Here is a 14,477-nt window from a genome sequence, read left to right on the forward strand (position 1 = left end):
TATACTTCTGCATCGAATTTAGTGTGCGGCTTGATTGCACCTGGTTTAGCAAGTACTTGACCACGTTGTACGTCTTCACGCTTAGTACCACGTAAAAGAACACCACAGTTCTCGCCCGCACGGCCTTCGTCTAGAAGTTTACGGAACATTTCTACGCCAGTAACTGTAGTTACTTGAGTATCACGGATACCAACGATTTCAACTGATTCGCCTACTTTCACAATACCAGTTTCTACACGGCCAGTTACTACTGTACCACGACCAGAAATAGAGAATACGTCTTCGATTGGCATTAAGAATGCTTGGTCGATTGCACGTACTGGCTCTGGAATGTAAGTATCAAGTGCGTCAACAAGCGCAACAACTGCTTCTTCGCCATACTGACCAGCGTCACCGTTAAGTGCAAGAAGAGCTGAACCACGGATAACTGGAGTGTCATCACCTGGGAAGTCATAAGTAGAAAGAAGTTCACGAACTTCCATTTCTACTAATTCAAGAAGTTCTTCATCATCAACAAGGTCACACTTGTTAAGGAATACAAGAATGTAAGGTACACCAACCTGACGAGAAAGAAGGATGTGTTCACGAGTCTGTGGCATTGGACCATCAGTCGCAGCACATACAAGGATCGCGCCGTCCATCTGAGCAGCACCAGTAATCATGTTTTTAACATAATCGGCGTGGCCCGGGCAGTCTACGTGTGCGTAGTGACGAGTTGGAGAATCGTATTCTACGTGTGAAGTATTAATTGTAATACCACGTGCTTTTTCTTCTGGTGCAGAGTCAATTGCAGCGTAGTCTTTCGCTTCGCCACCGAATTTCTTCGCACATACAGTTGCAATTGCAGCTGTTAAAGTTGTTTTACCATGGTCAACGTGACCGATTGTGCCCACGTTAACGTGTGGCTTATTACGTTCAAACTTAGCCTTAGCCATGTTCATCTTCCTCGTTTACGTCGAACACAGGTATAAACAACTCAGTATCGACACATCGCCTAAAAAATCAAACACCAAATACTTGAAAAGCAGACTAATAAGCCTGCTTCTTTAAAAATTTGTAGAAATTCTACTAAACTGTAATCTGGAGCTCTTATCGAGATTTGAACTCGAGACCTCTCCCTTACCAAGGGAGTGCTCTACCACTGAGCTATAAGAGCAAATATAAAACTTCAAATGGAGCGGGAGACGAGGGTCGAACTCGCGACATGTAGCTTGGAAGGCTACCGCTCTACCAACTGAGCTACTCCCGCACGATGTTGGTACAAAGACCACTTTCTTGAAGTCTTAAAATTGGTGGTGAGGGAAGGATTCGAACCTTCGAAACTTTCGTAGCGGAGTTACAGTCCGCCCCCTTTGACCGCTCGGGAACCTCACCATTTTACACTTACTTCAGTGTCGCTCTTTACTTAACTCACTCAACTCCCTAAGATGGTGCCGGCACACGGATTCGAACTGTGGACCTACTGATTACAAGTCAGTTGCTCTACCAACTGAGCTATGCCGGCGTTTCTTAGTGTTTCGTACGTTTCGTATCGGAACGGTGTGCAGTTTAGCAAAACTCAAAATCCTTGCAAGTGTTTTTTTCAAAAAAAACGTCAAAAACTCACAAAATCAATCCGTTTGACGATAATTCAACCGCTTTGATCACTGCGCGAGCTTTTATTTGGGTTTCATTCCACTCAGATTCAGGATTTGAGTCATAAACAAGACCTGCGCCTGCCTGAACATAGACCTTATTTTCACGAATAACGCAGGTGCGAATTGCAATCGACATATCCATTTCGCCATGCCAGCCTAAATAACCAACAGCACCACCAAAAATTCCACGTTTTACGGGCTCAACTTGATCAATAATTTCCATCGCACGGATTTTTGGCGCACCTGAAAGTGTGCCTGCAGGGAAAGTTGCTTTAAAAACATCCAATGCATCCACATCATCACGAACTTCACCTTGCACATTGGAAACAATATGCATGACATGCGAATAACGTTCGATCACCATTTGATCAGTCACTTGCACTTTGCCAATTTTCGAGACACGACCGACATCATTTCGACCCAAGTCAATCAGCATTAAATGTTCAGCAATCTCTTTTTCATCCGACAGCAAGTCTTGTTCAAGCGCTAAATCTTCTTCTTTGGTTTTACCACGTGGACGTGTTCCTGCCAGCGGACGTACGGTTGCAATCCCATTTTCAAGGCGAGATAAAATTTCAGGGGAAGAACCGACAATATGAAAAGGCTGATTATTTTCCAAAGTTTGCCCTTGTACCAAGAACAAATAAGGCGATGGGTTCAAATGACGTAGCGCACGATAGACTTGTAAAGGCTCACCATCAAAGTCAGAGACCATGCGATGCCCTGGTACCACCTGCATCACATCGCCCGCACGGATGTATTCTTTCACCGTTTCAATCGATTCTAAGAATTTTGCTTTGCCCGTGAGTGACTCAAAATGCGGTGCAGTATGCGGCGTGGCTTTTAGACTAATTGGCGTTGCGAGTAAATCTTCCAATGCATCCAGTTGCTGCTGGGCTTGGCTATACGCATCCGCGTCAACCACATCGGCATGCACGATCAGGAATAGCGTATCTTTTAAGTTATCAAACACAATCACTGTTTTAGACAGCATCATCCAAATATCAGGCAAACCCACTGGATCTGCTTCTGGCGCGTTGTTTAAACGCGGTTCAATATAACGTACCGCATCATAACCAAAGTAGCCCACCAAGCCCCCTGTAAAGCTTGGCAGAGCAGGTAAATCAGCTTGAGTAGGTACTTTATACCGCGACTGAAAATCCCGGATGAATTGAAACGGATCTGTACAAGGTTGTTTTTCTATGGTGCCGTCGGCTTGTTGAATGGTCAGCTCACCCGCGTTGCATGAGAACACGGTAGATTCACCTAAACCAATAATAGAATAGCGCGCCCAGTTCTCCCCACCTTCCACAGATTCAAACAAATAGGCTTGCTTATGCTCTTTCAGGCGAGCAAAGACCGACAATGGTGTCTCAGTATCGGCTAAGCGCTGACGATAGACTGGAATCAGGTTATACCCTGCTGTTTTGAGTTGATCGAATTGAGTTTGCGTTGTCATGAGTGTTCTCTATTTTTTTCAATATGGCGTGATCAGTTTTTAAAATTAGTGGTTTGAGTTTCGCCATCGAAAAGCCATATGTTTACTCATGTTCATTCCTTCGTTTACAAAGTTACCCGATCAGTTCACACAGATTATCCACCACTTGCTGTGGCTGACAGTCTAAAATATTTTCACCATGATTATAGCCATAGCTGACCACAACACAATCAATACCCGCACGGCGTGCAGCCTCAACATCATTGGATGAGTCCCCAATCATTAAAACCTGATCTTTGCTTTGTGCATATTGCTCAACACAATGTAACAATTGGCGCGGATGAGGTTTGCGCTCTTCGAAACGATCGCCGCCGATGACATCAGCAAAATAATGGGTCATGCCTAAATGATCGACAATAGCACGTGCAGGCAATTCAGGTTTATTGGTCACGCAAATCATGGTTTTCTTTTGTGCCAAGCCCCATTCTAAAAACTCAAGAATGCCATCGAAAGGCTGAGTTTCCACACATGGGTCGGCATTATAAATTTTTAAAAACGTATCCAACAATTGTTGTTGCTGAGCAGGATCAACTTTACCTGTTAAATGTTGCAAGGTACTTTGACAAAACAGCGCTGTTCCCTTACCAACCCAGACCCGCACCTGTGCTTCAGTAACGGTAGGCAGTTGCAAAGCATTCAGGCTCATATTCATGGCACGATGTAAATCTGTTGCTGAATCCACCAAGGTTCCATCTAGATCGAAAAGTAAAACCTCTCGCTGTGCCACATTTGCAATATTCATTCACCCTCACCCAATTTTATCATGTACTGCCCAAAAACAATCAAGGCATGCTTGTGCATGCCTTGATTGTAGTGTGATCTGCGTTTTATTTGAACATCAGCCAAGCAATAATCGCTAAAATAATCAAGACAATAATCGAGATTAACCCCAGCAAGGCATTTTTCTGAGTTTCAGCCTCTTGTTCAACCTGTACTTTTGGAGCCTCGTTGTTCTCAACCTGATGCACGCTAAGCGCAGTCAAATCCACCCCTGCAGGAATAGGAGCGGGTTTCGGAATACCGACATTTTGCGGCATACCATCACGCGTTAAACTCACATTACCATCGCGTTCTTTTAGCTCGGGCATGCCCTGATCGTTCATATGCTGTGCCGCTGTTTTTGGCTGTTCTGGCTCAACAATAGGTGCATCAGCACTCACTTCCGCTTGGGCCGTTTCTGAAGCTGCCACCGCTTCAGATGGTTGGTTAATCGGCGCTTCAACCACAGCTGCACCCAAAGTTGCCGCCTCTACCGATTCCACCACATCTTCTAACGCTTTAGCAGGCTCAAAGATCGAAAACTTTAAGCTTGCAAACTGAACGATATCACCCTGTTTCAACAGCGTTTCTGCCGCAATTTGTACATCATTCACATATGTGCCATTTGAAGAACCTAAGTCTTGTAGCCACAAAGCATGCTCTTTCAGTAAAAAGGCCGCATGTTTACGCGAAATTTCAGATTGTTGTAATACAATATCCGCTGTTTGATGACGACCGACCAACATATCACGGTCAATGCTAATTTCCTGACCCGTTAATTCGCCAGTAATTGCTTGTATTTTCCAAGTCATGACTTATCTCTCTATGTGCTGATTTATGATAACACAGAGAATATTCTTTACCATTTCACCTTCCCTCACAGATGAATGGCAGGACAGCTAGGCTGAACCTATCGAGACATTCTCAGTATATCGCTCAGGGATGGAATAGCTTGTCGATACCATCTGTGCCATGTGTGCCACACGAGCACCTTGAACATTTTGCATCATCAAGTTCAAGCCAATCTGGGGCTGAACCCTTGGGTATAACTGACGCGAGGTGGTATTTTTAGGAACACTAGCAATCGGCTGTTTACGAATCGCAGGTTCAATGGCCACAGGCGTTGTTTCAACCATCGGTTGCGTTGTAGTTGGGCTGCTTGGCACCTGTTGATACGATTGTGGCAAGGTCGGTTTGGTTGATGTTACAGGCAAACGCTGTTGGAAGACATCATCGACATTTTCAGGCAATTTGGCAAAGCTACCATCTTTATCCATGGCCAACTGCAAGCTATAAAGCTGACTGTAGCGCTGCTGAGAAAGGCGACGTGCAGACTCTCCATCTCCCACAATCGTCGGATGAATGAAAACCAGCAAATTGCGTTTCTGATCCGACTTACCATCTGAGCGGAACAAACGTCCCAATCCCGGTATTGCACCAAGGCCTGGGATCGATTGGCGTGAATAAGCCGTGTTATCCGAAATCAAGCCACCTAAAACGATGGTATTGCCATGTTCTGCCAAGACTGAGGTTTTAATCGCACGCTTACTGGTGACCAAATCCTGCGCTTGACCTTTATTGGCTTTCACATCCGAGACTTCTTGTTCAATCTCTAAACGGATGGTGCCACCTTCACCAATATGCGGCACCACCTTAAGCGTTACACCCACATCTTTACGCTCGATGGTGGTGTAAGGGTTGGCTGTACCTGAAGAGGTCGTAGAAACTGAGCCTGTTACAAAGGGCACATTTTCACCCACGACGATATAAGCCTCTTCATTGTCCATAGTGACAATCGATGGTGTAGACAGCAAATTCGACTTGGTATTACTTTTTAATGCTTGGATCATCGCCCCATATAACTGACGCGAGCCATCACTGCCTTCTTTATAATCCCCAAGGATTAACGAACCACCCGCGCCGATTGCACTTGCAGCCCCCGCACCGCCCCCCGTTAAATAATTTGCAGCAATACTTTTGAGACTCGAACCAATATTGTCAAAATTGATAATCCCAACACCACTGCTTAAATCGCCCATCGCCCATTGCACACCCAGCTGGTCAGCATCGTTTCCTTCCACCTCGAGAATAGTCGCTTCGATCAGGACTTGCTGACGGCGGGTATCCAACTGCTGAATAGCGGACTCAATTTCACGCATCAACTGAGGGTCTGCTTTGACCACCAGTGCATTTTGCGAACTATCGGCAATAATACTGACCCCATTACTGTTAAAGCTGGTGATGTTATTCTGATTGCGATTGGACTGGCTATTTAAGTTAATACTTGGGGTAGAAATCTGTGAAGATGAACCTTCACTCGAGCTATTACTTTGGTTATAGCTCGAATTACTATTGTTATTGCTGTCGTTAGACTCGCTAGAATTAACAGCCTGCCCTGAGACCAAACCTTGTAAAATTTCGGATAAGCTTTTAGCGCTGGCATATTTTAAGCGGAACACCTTCAAGCCACCCAGACGCTCCGCAGCAGGTACATCCAGCATCTCGATCATTTGGCGAATACGTTTACGCGTCGCGGTATCTCCTTTTAGAATAATCCGATTGGTACGGTTATCTGCAATGATTCGTATTCTGGAACCTTTTAAATCTTTGATCGAGCCCGTTCCGCTCATACTTTCTAACAGCCCAATCATTTCCTCAGCCTGACTCGATTGCAACGACACCGCTTCGATGTCATTTTGTCCCGTCCCATCCAAGTTACGGATGATGGTCTCAAGCTGATAGATATTGCTGGCGCGATCTGACACAATCAGTGCATTGGTGCCATTCACTGCAGATAAATGTGCAAACTGCGGCATCAATGGACGCAGTGCAGGAATCAGGTCATTGGCATTGGTGTTTTCCAGCCAAATCACCCGCGTCACAACCTGATCGCCTGTGGCGCGGTGACGAACATCATAGGGAATGCCAGAACTTTTGACATTACTGTCAGGCACAATTTTAATGGTCCGACCAGAAGGAATCGCGACCACACCGTTGACATTCAAGACCCCTAAGAACAAGTCGTAGACTTCTTGCTTATTCAACGCTTTGTTTGAAATCACCGTGACATTGCCGCGTACCCGTGGATCAACTGCAAAGTTTTTCCCAGTGATATCCGCAACTTCATTAATAAATGCAGTTAAGTCCGCATCACGCAGATTAATTTTCCACGTTTGTGCATAGCTGGCTGTACTCACCATGGCAAGCAAAGGCGCTGCGATTGTCAGTGCCCAAACAGGGCGGTGATTCAATAAAGCCATAAATCCAAGTCATTCCTAACTAATATTGGTGATGTTCGATCACTGAAAATTCTGTTGTACCGTAATGATACGATCACCACGTTTCACTTCTATTTTTACTTGTCCTTCACGGCGCGCACGTTCTAACAACTGCGCGTCGTTTTGTCCCTGTCCGATCGTTTGACCATTTAAAGACATAATCTGATCCCCTGCCTGCAAGCCTAAACGGCTTCGCAGTGCAGCTGGTGTTTGCTCCGTAACTTGATAACCTTGCCCTGTATTATTTGTATTTACACCCAAATCTTTTAAATATTGCTCACGATCTTGTTGTAAGTTCTGTACTGCTTGGCCTAATGCTTGCTGCTCTTGACTCACAGCAGACGCTACAACGGGTGCTGTTGCTGGGGGCACAATTTGCTGATCTAAATTATCAATCCCTTGAAAAAACAATTCTCGGGTTTGCCCACTGTTATTTTTGAGAATCGCGCGATCCCAATACACCTCTGACAAATAATAAGCGCTGCCTTCGATGTTTTCCCCCACTCGATAGCGCTCTGCTACATTATTTACCTTAATCACAGCAGATGAGAACTGACTGGGTTGTCCAACCACCACCCCTTGTAGCTGTAAATTGAGCTGATCATCTGCAGGATTCTTACTTTGCTCTGCAAATAACGCAAAATTGGTAATATTCGGAACTTGAGGTTGCTGCGAACCCAATTCAACGCGTGGCATTTGCATGACTTGTGGTGGCGCCACCCAAAGCCAAAATAAGCCAGCCAACTTCCAGCATAGTGCCAAGATCAAAAGCATTAAGCACAGTGGTGCTACGCGTTCAAACTGTTTGAGATTCAGCTCTGGTAATTTTTGCAGATCAAAACCCATCAAAAGCCCCCACTAAGTAAAGGCTGACGTGAGCTCACCACATAACTATCTAGACCTGCTTTACCTTGATATGAAGGCACATTCAACATGAGACGCTGGGTTAATTGCACATCTAGCATCAGACTTGAGTCGATGGTCAGGTTCATCAGTTTTTGTTGTCGTTGATCGCGTAAATCGACTATCAGCTTATTTTGCTCCTGCGACAAACGACCCGCCAACGATGGAATCTGCATTTGTTGTGGGCGCTGCGCAAAGATATACATGAGTTCGCCGCCTGCCCATTGTACCCCCCCATCCACTTGGTCAAATCCCTGCTCTTTTTTATAATTAAAATCAATTTCTTGTAACTGAACCGCATTACTCGGCCATTGCCAATTGGCCAACGACTTTAACGTTTCTGGTGCAATTTGTCCGTTTAAATCACGCACCATTATTTTTTTTCCAAACCCATAGGCCAAAACGCCTTCAAGCTTGGTATTGGCACTATAAATTTCGAGATTGGCACCTGCACGAAGGAGCAGTAAATCTAAAGGTCGGGTGGTCCAAAGCACCGTCCCGCGCAATTTTCCAGTTTGCCAATCAGCCTGTCCATGCCAAATATTACCGCTGACGTTATGTAAAACTTGGTTGTTTTTATAAAATTTTGCAATGAGCCATGCCGCAGGAATTTGCAGCAAAACAAAAATTAAAAACGCAACGACTGCAAACATCCACCACGTGATGTATTTAGGTTTTGTGATTCTCCCACCACGAACTTTCAATTATTCTTCCTTGCTTCATTTCTTGTCTTTCTTTGATAGACATTATGCATAATTTTACAACAACACCAAACTTTAACTATAAAAAAAACCAAGCAGATAATGCTTGGTTTTTTGAGCTTATGTCACATCTGTGACAAGGTGATGACTTAGATTAAAAAATCTTCAAGCTTCGCACCTTTTTCTAACTGAGCCACCAACCAACGTGGTTGCTTACCACGGCCAGTCCATGTCTCAGCAGCATTGCCTTTGTTACGGTAACGCGGTTCAACCGACTTACGTGTGCCTTTTTTACGCTTAGTCGCGCCAAACTCTAAAATTTGCTCAATGCTTAAGCCTACATTTTCCGCAATCGCGTTAATTTGGGTATAAGCATCTTCAATTGCTTGATCTTTTTTAGATGCAATTAAAGCTTCCGCTTCGATTTGTAGACGCTTTAACTCTTCTACGGATAAATTACTAATATCTGGCATTACATTAACTCCATTAACCAACATTTTATTTACTGAGTCTATTTAATAATATTTTGATTAGACCAAAGACTCAACTCATCCATGACTTAAACAACAATACTTAGACAGTATTTATATAGTCTAGCGACTTTTAAAATAAATAAAAAGATATTTATATTTGGTGACCGACCGTTAACTCAAATTCTTTGAGTTTTTGACGCACCAGTTCAGGAATTAATGTTTTCTGCATATTGGTTTTATCGACACAAACAATGACCGCTTCTGCTTCCGCAACGAATGATTGTTGCTGTTCACTCCATAATAAATAATGCATACGAAATGCACTATTTCTGAGTTCTTCAATACGCGCACTAATTTTCAATTGATCTGGATAAAATACTGGTTTTAAATATTTGCACTGATTTGATGCAACAACGGTCAATACATCCGCAGATAAAATACCCGTATGTTCAATATAAGCCAAACGCGCACTTTCAACATAACGATAATACATGACATTATTAACATGACCAAAGGCATCCATATCTCCCCAAGCCACGTGTTGAGTATAAACCAATGGGTAATCTAAAACGCTCTGCATTATGCACCTATATTTTCATTTCTACAAAATTTGCATTATTTTCAAAAATTAAATTTAACTGTTTAATTAAATCTTCATCACCATTTAAGGTCGATTTGATTCTTAAATAGTTCATTAATACATTATCGGGATATAAACTTAATAACGCATCTGCCTGCTCTTGCATGCCTAAAGCAGTATAAATATGCCACTTGGCAAAACTCAAAACCGGCACACTCGTATACTTCGCTTCCCATGCTTCTATGTGCTGCTGCAAGTCCACATAATCGGGTTGCTGTTTCAAAATTTGCTGCTGGAACCACAAATAAAATACTTCCGAATTAAACTGCTGATTGAGCAAATAAATCGACAAGTGTTCGTGCTGTTCACTCATGTCTGGCATACGTGCTAATAACTTAAGCCACAGCAGTTGAACATCATAACTACGGCTGAAAATCTGATCAGACAAGTCCAAATAACGTTGTTTTAAATCCTCTAAATTTTCATAATTAGCTTGATCAAATTTTATCAACAAACGCTTCAGCCATGCTTTTTTCACATCTTGATCTAAATGACCATATTGAGTTGAGCGTAAATAAAGCCATGGAAACTGAATCGCAAAACGTCCCCATAGCTCTTTTAAACACGCTTCATAAGCGGTTTGCACATCTTTAAGCCAAGGTGACAGTTCATGTTGATTGAGAAACTCTAGATGAGTTAAAGCTTGTTCTGCATCTTCTTGTGCTAAGAACAGCTCAATACGTTGCAATTCAGCCAACTCAAAGGCCATAGCATTGCTTTGGCTCAAGGCGCTTAAGGCTTCAGGGAACTGCTCCTGCATCAAATATAAACGTGCATCGATAATACTTTTGAGCAAGCCTGACTGCGCGAAGGCATTTTGAATAAAGGCTTGTTGATCTCGGCCTGCATCCAACAACCAAATCACAGCCAGTTGTTCATAAGGATGCAAACTTTTAAAATCAAAAACAGTTTCCGCTTTGCGTTTTTCTCGACTGAGATAACGCTTTAGCCCCAACCAAACCAAATGTAAGCTAAAACTGAGCAGCGCTAGCGCAATAAATACGATCCAGAGATTGGTTTGTAACTGCCAGTCATGCCAAAACACGTAGACATAACCTGCACCATGCCCATAACTCAAGACACTCAACGCAGCAATTGCAATTAAACTCACCAAACCATAAGCAATCAGTATTTGTTTCATTCCATTACCCCAACAACGCACGCGTAGTTAAAATAGGCGTTGGGACAACCACCAATGTTTTCAGCTTATTCAGTTGTTTCAACAGCTCTTTGGCTTTAGGGTCTGGAAGTTGTTGGATCAACAGCATCACTTCGGTTAAGTCTTTTTGATATTCGGTATATTGCCCTGCAGCTAAGGCTTGGCGTGCCAACAATAAACGTAACTGAGCCTCTTTAAGCACGATTTGTCGTTGCATTAACGCTGTTGCAGGTGCTTGCGCAGGTTCGAGCCTCAACCATTGCTTCCAAAAGGATTCAGACGTATCGCGCGTGGTGTTTAACTGAGGTTGTTGTATTTCTCGATTTAAGGCCTGATCAATCTGTTGCAACTGACGGTTAATCAGCGCTTGCTGCTCATTGCGCTCAGCCACAAATTTCTGAATGGTTTGCATATCTCGTGCTATGACCTGATGCAAACTTTGCTTCAACGCCACAGCCAAGTTATATTTTTCCAGCTGCATATCTAAATAGGCCAGCTTATCGGTGGCCACCACATACTGCTGTTGCTTTAAGGCAAACTCAACCAAGTCCAGCTGTTGCTTGATAAACAAAATTGGATCAATGCCTTCAACCACCAATTCGGCGGCTTGGCTACTCGTCACCTTCGCTGCTGTTGGGTCTTGTTTCAACGTTTCTTTTTGACGCTGCATAGCCACGACTTGATCGTTCAAATTGGCGCTGCGCTGTTCGATTTGGTGCATTTCATTGAGCAAAGTGGCTTGCTGTGTACTCAGTCCCCACACGTCATAACTTAACTTCGCAATCCACGCCAATGCAGCCATCAATACAATGATAAGAATCTTCTTCATGCGTTCCCTTGCTCACTTTGTAACAACTGTACAATCGTGGCTGTCTTTAAATCTTTCAGTACACTCATTTTAAACGGCACATGCATTTGCTGTTGATACTGTTTCAATATCTGTGCCAAACGCTCACCCAACACCAAAAAGTGTCCTTTTTGCAGGAGCTGAATATTTGAATCCAGCAGAGCTAACCAATTCAACCAACTGGCCTCACTGCTGATCAGTGCGACGTAGTCCTTATGTTCTGATAAACATTGAATCAATTCAGCTTGTTGCTGCATCGTTTCATTTGGACAATGGCGCTCATACAAAACAAAGTTCAGTATAAGACGCCCGTGTTGCATTAAGGTGTCCATCATAAACTGACGCCCACCTTCTCCACGCCAAAACGCAATGCTCGCATCACTGGCCAAGTTCTGCAAAACAGGCAGTTGTAACATCCCTTCAGAGGTTTCCACCTCAGGCACCACACTGTCCACACCATATTCAGCCAAAGCCTGCGCTGTTTTTTTTCCGACTGCAATCCATTGAATATGCTGTAAATCGGACACCGTTAAACCGCTTTGCAGCAAATGTGCCATACCAAACTGCACAGCACTGGGGCTAACCACCACAATCACTTGGGTGTGCGCCAACTGCTGATACAAACGTGCCAAATCATGACCCCATGCTCTGGGCAACAACTCCAGTAACGGCAATGAATAGACCTCAACAGCCTGTTGCTCTAGTGCCATCGTGAGGCTTGCCGCGCGATCAATTGGGCGCGTATTAATAAACAGCATCGTTAAGAAATATTAGTGATAAAAGGCTTTGAGTAAATCACCAGCACCTTGAGCCAATAGCTCTTGTGCAAGGACAACACCCAAATGCTCAGCTTCAGCGGCATCACCCGCCACTTGTGCTTTGAGTAGCGTTTGCCCATCGACACTCCCCACACGCCCTTCAAGCTGAATGCGGTTGTCTGCTAAAGTAGCATAGCCCGCAATGGGTACCTGACATCCACCTTCAAGATAAGCATTGAAAGCACGTTCAGCACGTACACAAGTATCGGTTTCTACATGTAATAAAGGATGAATCAAATCCAATACCGCTTGATCATTTGCACGGCACTCTAGCCCTAAAGCGCCCTGACCCACGGCAGGTAAACTCAACTCAGGTCGAATGGTATGACGAATACGTTCTGCCAACCCCAAGCGTTTTAATCCCGCACTGGCCAAAATAATGGCATCGTACTGACCCGCATCTAATTTAGATAAACGCGTTCCTACGTTGCCACGTAAATCGATAATCTCTAAGTCAGGTCGTAGTTTTAAAATTTGGCATTTACGGCGTAAACTCGAAGTGCCGACCTTGGCCCCTTGTGGCAATGCATCAAAATTCGCATAACTATTCGACACAAAAGCATCTAAAGGATCTTCACGCTCACAAATCACGGCCAGTGATAACCCCTCTGGCAGAGCCATCGGAACATCTTTCATTGAATGCACTGCCAAATCGGCACGACCATCCAACAAAGCCGCTTCAAGCTCTTTGACAAATAAACCTTTGCCACCAATTTTTGCCAATGGTGTATCTAAAATTTTGTCCCCTTGGGTAACAAAAGTCACCAACTCTACTGTGAGCCCCGCATGCAATGCTTCTAAACGAGCACGGATATGTTCAGCTTGCCAAAGAGCAAGCGGGCTTTGTCGAGTAGCGATCTTTAGGGTTTTCATAAATTTTAGTATGTGCCAATAAGAATGAAACTATCTTAAACTGAATTTCCCCCATTGGAAATGTATTCAGCCCAAAGCGTCCCATCTCATCATCAGCAGCAGAATAATTACATTAGCCTGCTAAAGCCTATGTAAGCGCTCACGCAAGCCCGGCAAATGTCGTCGACTCACCGCTAGACGCTCATCTAACTCACGGCAACGCACTTGATACTGCCCAGAGTTGACCACTTCAAGTCCTTCTAAAAAATGAACAGAAACCAAAGCATTACGGTGGATACGAATAAAGGCATCCCCAAACTCATGCTCTAAGTCTTTTAAGGTTTCATCAATTAAGACACTGCCATTTTTATGGCGTACCGTGACATATTTTTGATCCGCCAAAAAATAATAAATATTTTCAATGGGCACCAATTCCACACCACGATAGGTTTTCGCTGCGATTTGATGTCGCTTTATGTTAAATTCATCCATATTTTCTTTTTGTTTTATCTCGCTCATTTGAGCTTGGGTTAATTTAGTGAGGTGACCAAGCACCTGTTGCAATTCCTGTTGCATCACTGGTTTTAATAAATAACCTTCAGCATGTGACTTAAATGCATCGAGCGCATGTTCATCATAAGCCGTACAAAACACCAAAGCAGGCATCGGCTCAAGCTGACGCAAATAATGCGCACAAGTCAAACCATCCATTTCTGGCATTTGAATATCTAAAAGTACCACATCTGGTTCATATTGTTGAGTTAATTCAATTGCTTGTTGACCATGTGAGGCTGTTGCCACCACTTGATGTCCGAGCTGACTCACCAATCTAGACAAACGTTCGATTGCTAAAGGCTCATCATCACAAATTAGGATGTCCATTTATCTCCTCCCCAACAGTCACCTTGTTTA

14 protein-coding genes and 4 tRNA genes are annotated in these 14,477 nt (G+C 43.8%); all 18 read right to left on the reverse strand.

Annotated elements, in window-relative coordinates; translation table 11 throughout:
- The coding region (gene tuf, locus AXW61_RS05900) for an elongation factor Tu (RefSeq protein WP_062033218.1) at positions 1–935 on the reverse strand (935 nt) is incomplete at its 3' end.
- 146 nt (positions 936–1,081) lie between these two features.
- Positions 1,082–1,156: transfer RNA gene (locus AXW61_RS05905), tRNA-Thr, on the reverse strand.
- 17 nt (positions 1,157–1,173) lie between these two features.
- Positions 1,174–1,249, reverse strand: a tRNA-Gly gene (locus AXW61_RS05910).
- Between the two features lie 41 nt (positions 1,250–1,290).
- A tRNA-Tyr gene (locus AXW61_RS05915) sits at positions 1,291–1,374 on the reverse strand.
- 54 nt (positions 1,375–1,428) lie between these two features.
- Positions 1,429–1,504, reverse strand: a tRNA-Thr gene (locus AXW61_RS05920).
- Between the two features lie 98 nt (positions 1,505–1,602).
- Positions 1,603–3,096, reverse strand: a complete 1,494-nt coding sequence (gene trpE / locus AXW61_RS05925) for an anthranilate synthase component I (RefSeq protein WP_062033221.1) — start codon at positions 3,094–3,096, stop codon at positions 1,603–1,605.
- A gap of 112 nt (positions 3,097–3,208) precedes the next feature.
- Entirely contained in the window at positions 3,209–3,877 is a 669-nt protein-coding gene (locus AXW61_RS05930; protein ID WP_062033224.1) for an HAD-IA family hydrolase, read from the reverse strand.
- A gap of 85 nt (positions 3,878–3,962) precedes the next feature.
- On the reverse strand, positions 3,963–4,706 hold the full coding sequence (locus AXW61_RS05935; RefSeq protein WP_062033227.1) for an FHA domain-containing protein: 744 nt from the start codon (positions 4,704–4,706) through the stop codon (positions 3,963–3,965).
- 87 nt (positions 4,707–4,793) lie between these two features.
- Positions 4,794–7,154, reverse strand: a complete 2,361-nt coding sequence (gene gspD / locus AXW61_RS05940; protein ID WP_062033230.1) for a type II secretion system secretin GspD — start codon at positions 7,152–7,154, stop codon at positions 4,794–4,796.
- Positions 7,155–7,193: 39 nt separating this feature from the next.
- The gene (locus AXW61_RS05945) at positions 7,194–8,018 is read right to left on the reverse strand and encodes a type II secretion system protein N (protein WP_062033233.1); all 825 of its coding nucleotides are present in this window, start codon (positions 8,016–8,018) and stop codon (positions 7,194–7,196) included.
- Positions 8,018–8,728 (reverse strand): type II secretion system protein N, encoded by a 711-nt coding sequence (gene gspN, locus AXW61_RS05950; protein WP_062033236.1) that lies wholly within the window; start codon positions 8,726–8,728, stop codon positions 8,018–8,020. Before gspN ends, AXW61_RS05945 begins: the two co-directional genes overlap by 1 nt.
- Positions 8,729–8,925: 197 nt before the next feature.
- Complete coding sequence (locus tag AXW61_RS05955) at positions 8,926–9,273, reverse strand: H-NS histone family protein (RefSeq protein ID WP_171056712.1); 348 nt, start codon at positions 9,271–9,273, stop codon at positions 8,926–8,928.
- 127 nt (positions 9,274–9,400) lie between these two features.
- On the reverse strand, positions 9,401–9,829 hold the full coding sequence (locus AXW61_RS05960) for a thioesterase family protein (RefSeq protein ID WP_010325723.1): 429 nt from the start codon (positions 9,827–9,829) through the stop codon (positions 9,401–9,403).
- Between the two features lie 7 nt (positions 9,830–9,836).
- The gene (locus AXW61_RS05965) at positions 9,837–11,030 is read right to left on the reverse strand and encodes a hypothetical protein (RefSeq protein ID WP_062033239.1); all 1,194 of its coding nucleotides are present in this window, start codon (positions 11,028–11,030) and stop codon (positions 9,837–9,839) included.
- A 4-nt stretch (positions 11,031–11,034) separates the two neighbouring features.
- Entirely contained in the window at positions 11,035–11,877 is an 843-nt protein-coding gene (locus tag AXW61_RS05970; RefSeq protein WP_062033241.1) for a hypothetical protein, read from the reverse strand.
- Positions 11,874–12,653 (reverse strand): uroporphyrinogen-III synthase, encoded by a 780-nt coding sequence (locus tag AXW61_RS05975; RefSeq protein ID WP_062033243.1) that lies wholly within the window; start codon positions 12,651–12,653, stop codon positions 11,874–11,876. Before AXW61_RS05975 ends, AXW61_RS05970 begins: the two co-directional genes overlap by 4 nt.
- 12 nt (positions 12,654–12,665) lie before the next feature.
- A complete protein-coding gene (hemC, locus tag AXW61_RS05980; RefSeq protein WP_062033245.1) occupies positions 12,666–13,586 on the reverse strand; it encodes a hydroxymethylbilane synthase in 921 nt (306 codons plus the stop codon).
- Positions 13,587–13,706: 120 nt separating this feature from the next.
- Positions 13,707–14,447 carry a LytTR family DNA-binding domain-containing protein gene (locus AXW61_RS05985; protein ID WP_062033247.1) on the reverse strand — a complete coding sequence of 247 codons (741 nt, stop codon included), beginning with the start codon at positions 14,445–14,447 and terminating at the stop codon, positions 13,707–13,709.
- Between the last annotated feature and the right edge of the window lie 30 nt (positions 14,448–14,477).

The sequence above is a fragment of the Acinetobacter sp. BMW17 genome, assembly GCF_001592855.1.
Lineage (GTDB): Bacteria > Pseudomonadota > Gammaproteobacteria > Pseudomonadales > Moraxellaceae > Acinetobacter > Acinetobacter johnsonii.

What these genes read in the sequence shown, in the direction of transcription:
- trpE (WP_062033221.1), bottom strand. Translation starts at nt 3,096, where the DNA reads ATGACAACGCAAACTCAATTCGATCAACTCAAAACAGCAGGGTATAAC.
- AXW61_RS05930 (WP_062033224.1), bottom strand. Translation starts at nt 3,877, where the DNA reads ATGAATATTGCAAATGTGGCACAGCGAGAGGTTTTACTTTTCGATCTA.
- AXW61_RS05935 (WP_062033227.1), bottom strand. Translation starts at nt 4,706, where the DNA reads ATGACTTGGAAAATACAAGCAATTACTGGCGAATTAACGGGTCAGGAA.
- gspD (WP_062033230.1), bottom strand. Translation starts at nt 7,154, where the DNA reads ATGGCTTTATTGAATCACCGCCCTGTTTGGGCACTGACAATCGCAGCG.
- AXW61_RS05945 (WP_062033233.1), bottom strand. Translation starts at nt 8,018, where the DNA reads ATGGGTTTTGATCTGCAAAAATTACCAGAGCTGAATCTCAAACAGTTT.
- gspN (WP_062033236.1), bottom strand. Translation starts at nt 8,728, where the DNA reads ATGTTTGCAGTCGTTGCGTTTTTAATTTTTGTTTTGCTGCAAATTCCT.
- AXW61_RS05955 (WP_171056712.1), bottom strand. Translation starts at nt 9,273, where the DNA reads ATGTTGGTTAATGGAGTTAATGTAATGCCAGATATTAGTAATTTATCC.
- AXW61_RS05960 (WP_010325723.1), bottom strand. Translation starts at nt 9,829, where the DNA reads ATGCAGAGCGTTTTAGATTACCCATTGGTTTATACTCAACACGTGGCT.
- AXW61_RS05965 (WP_062033239.1), bottom strand. Translation starts at nt 11,030, where the DNA reads ATGAAACAAATACTGATTGCTTATGGTTTGGTGAGTTTAATTGCAATT.
- AXW61_RS05970 (WP_062033241.1), bottom strand. Translation starts at nt 11,877, where the DNA reads ATGAAGAAGATTCTTATCATTGTATTGATGGCTGCATTGGCGTGGATT.
- AXW61_RS05975 (WP_062033243.1), bottom strand. Translation starts at nt 12,653, where the DNA reads ATGCTGTTTATTAATACGCGCCCAATTGATCGCGCGGCAAGCCTCACG.
- hemC (WP_062033245.1), bottom strand. Translation starts at nt 13,586, where the DNA reads ATGAAAACCCTAAAGATCGCTACTCGACAAAGCCCGCTTGCTCTTTGG.
- AXW61_RS05985 (WP_062033247.1), bottom strand. Translation starts at nt 14,447, where the DNA reads ATGGACATCCTAATTTGTGATGATGAGCCTTTAGCAATCGAACGTTTG.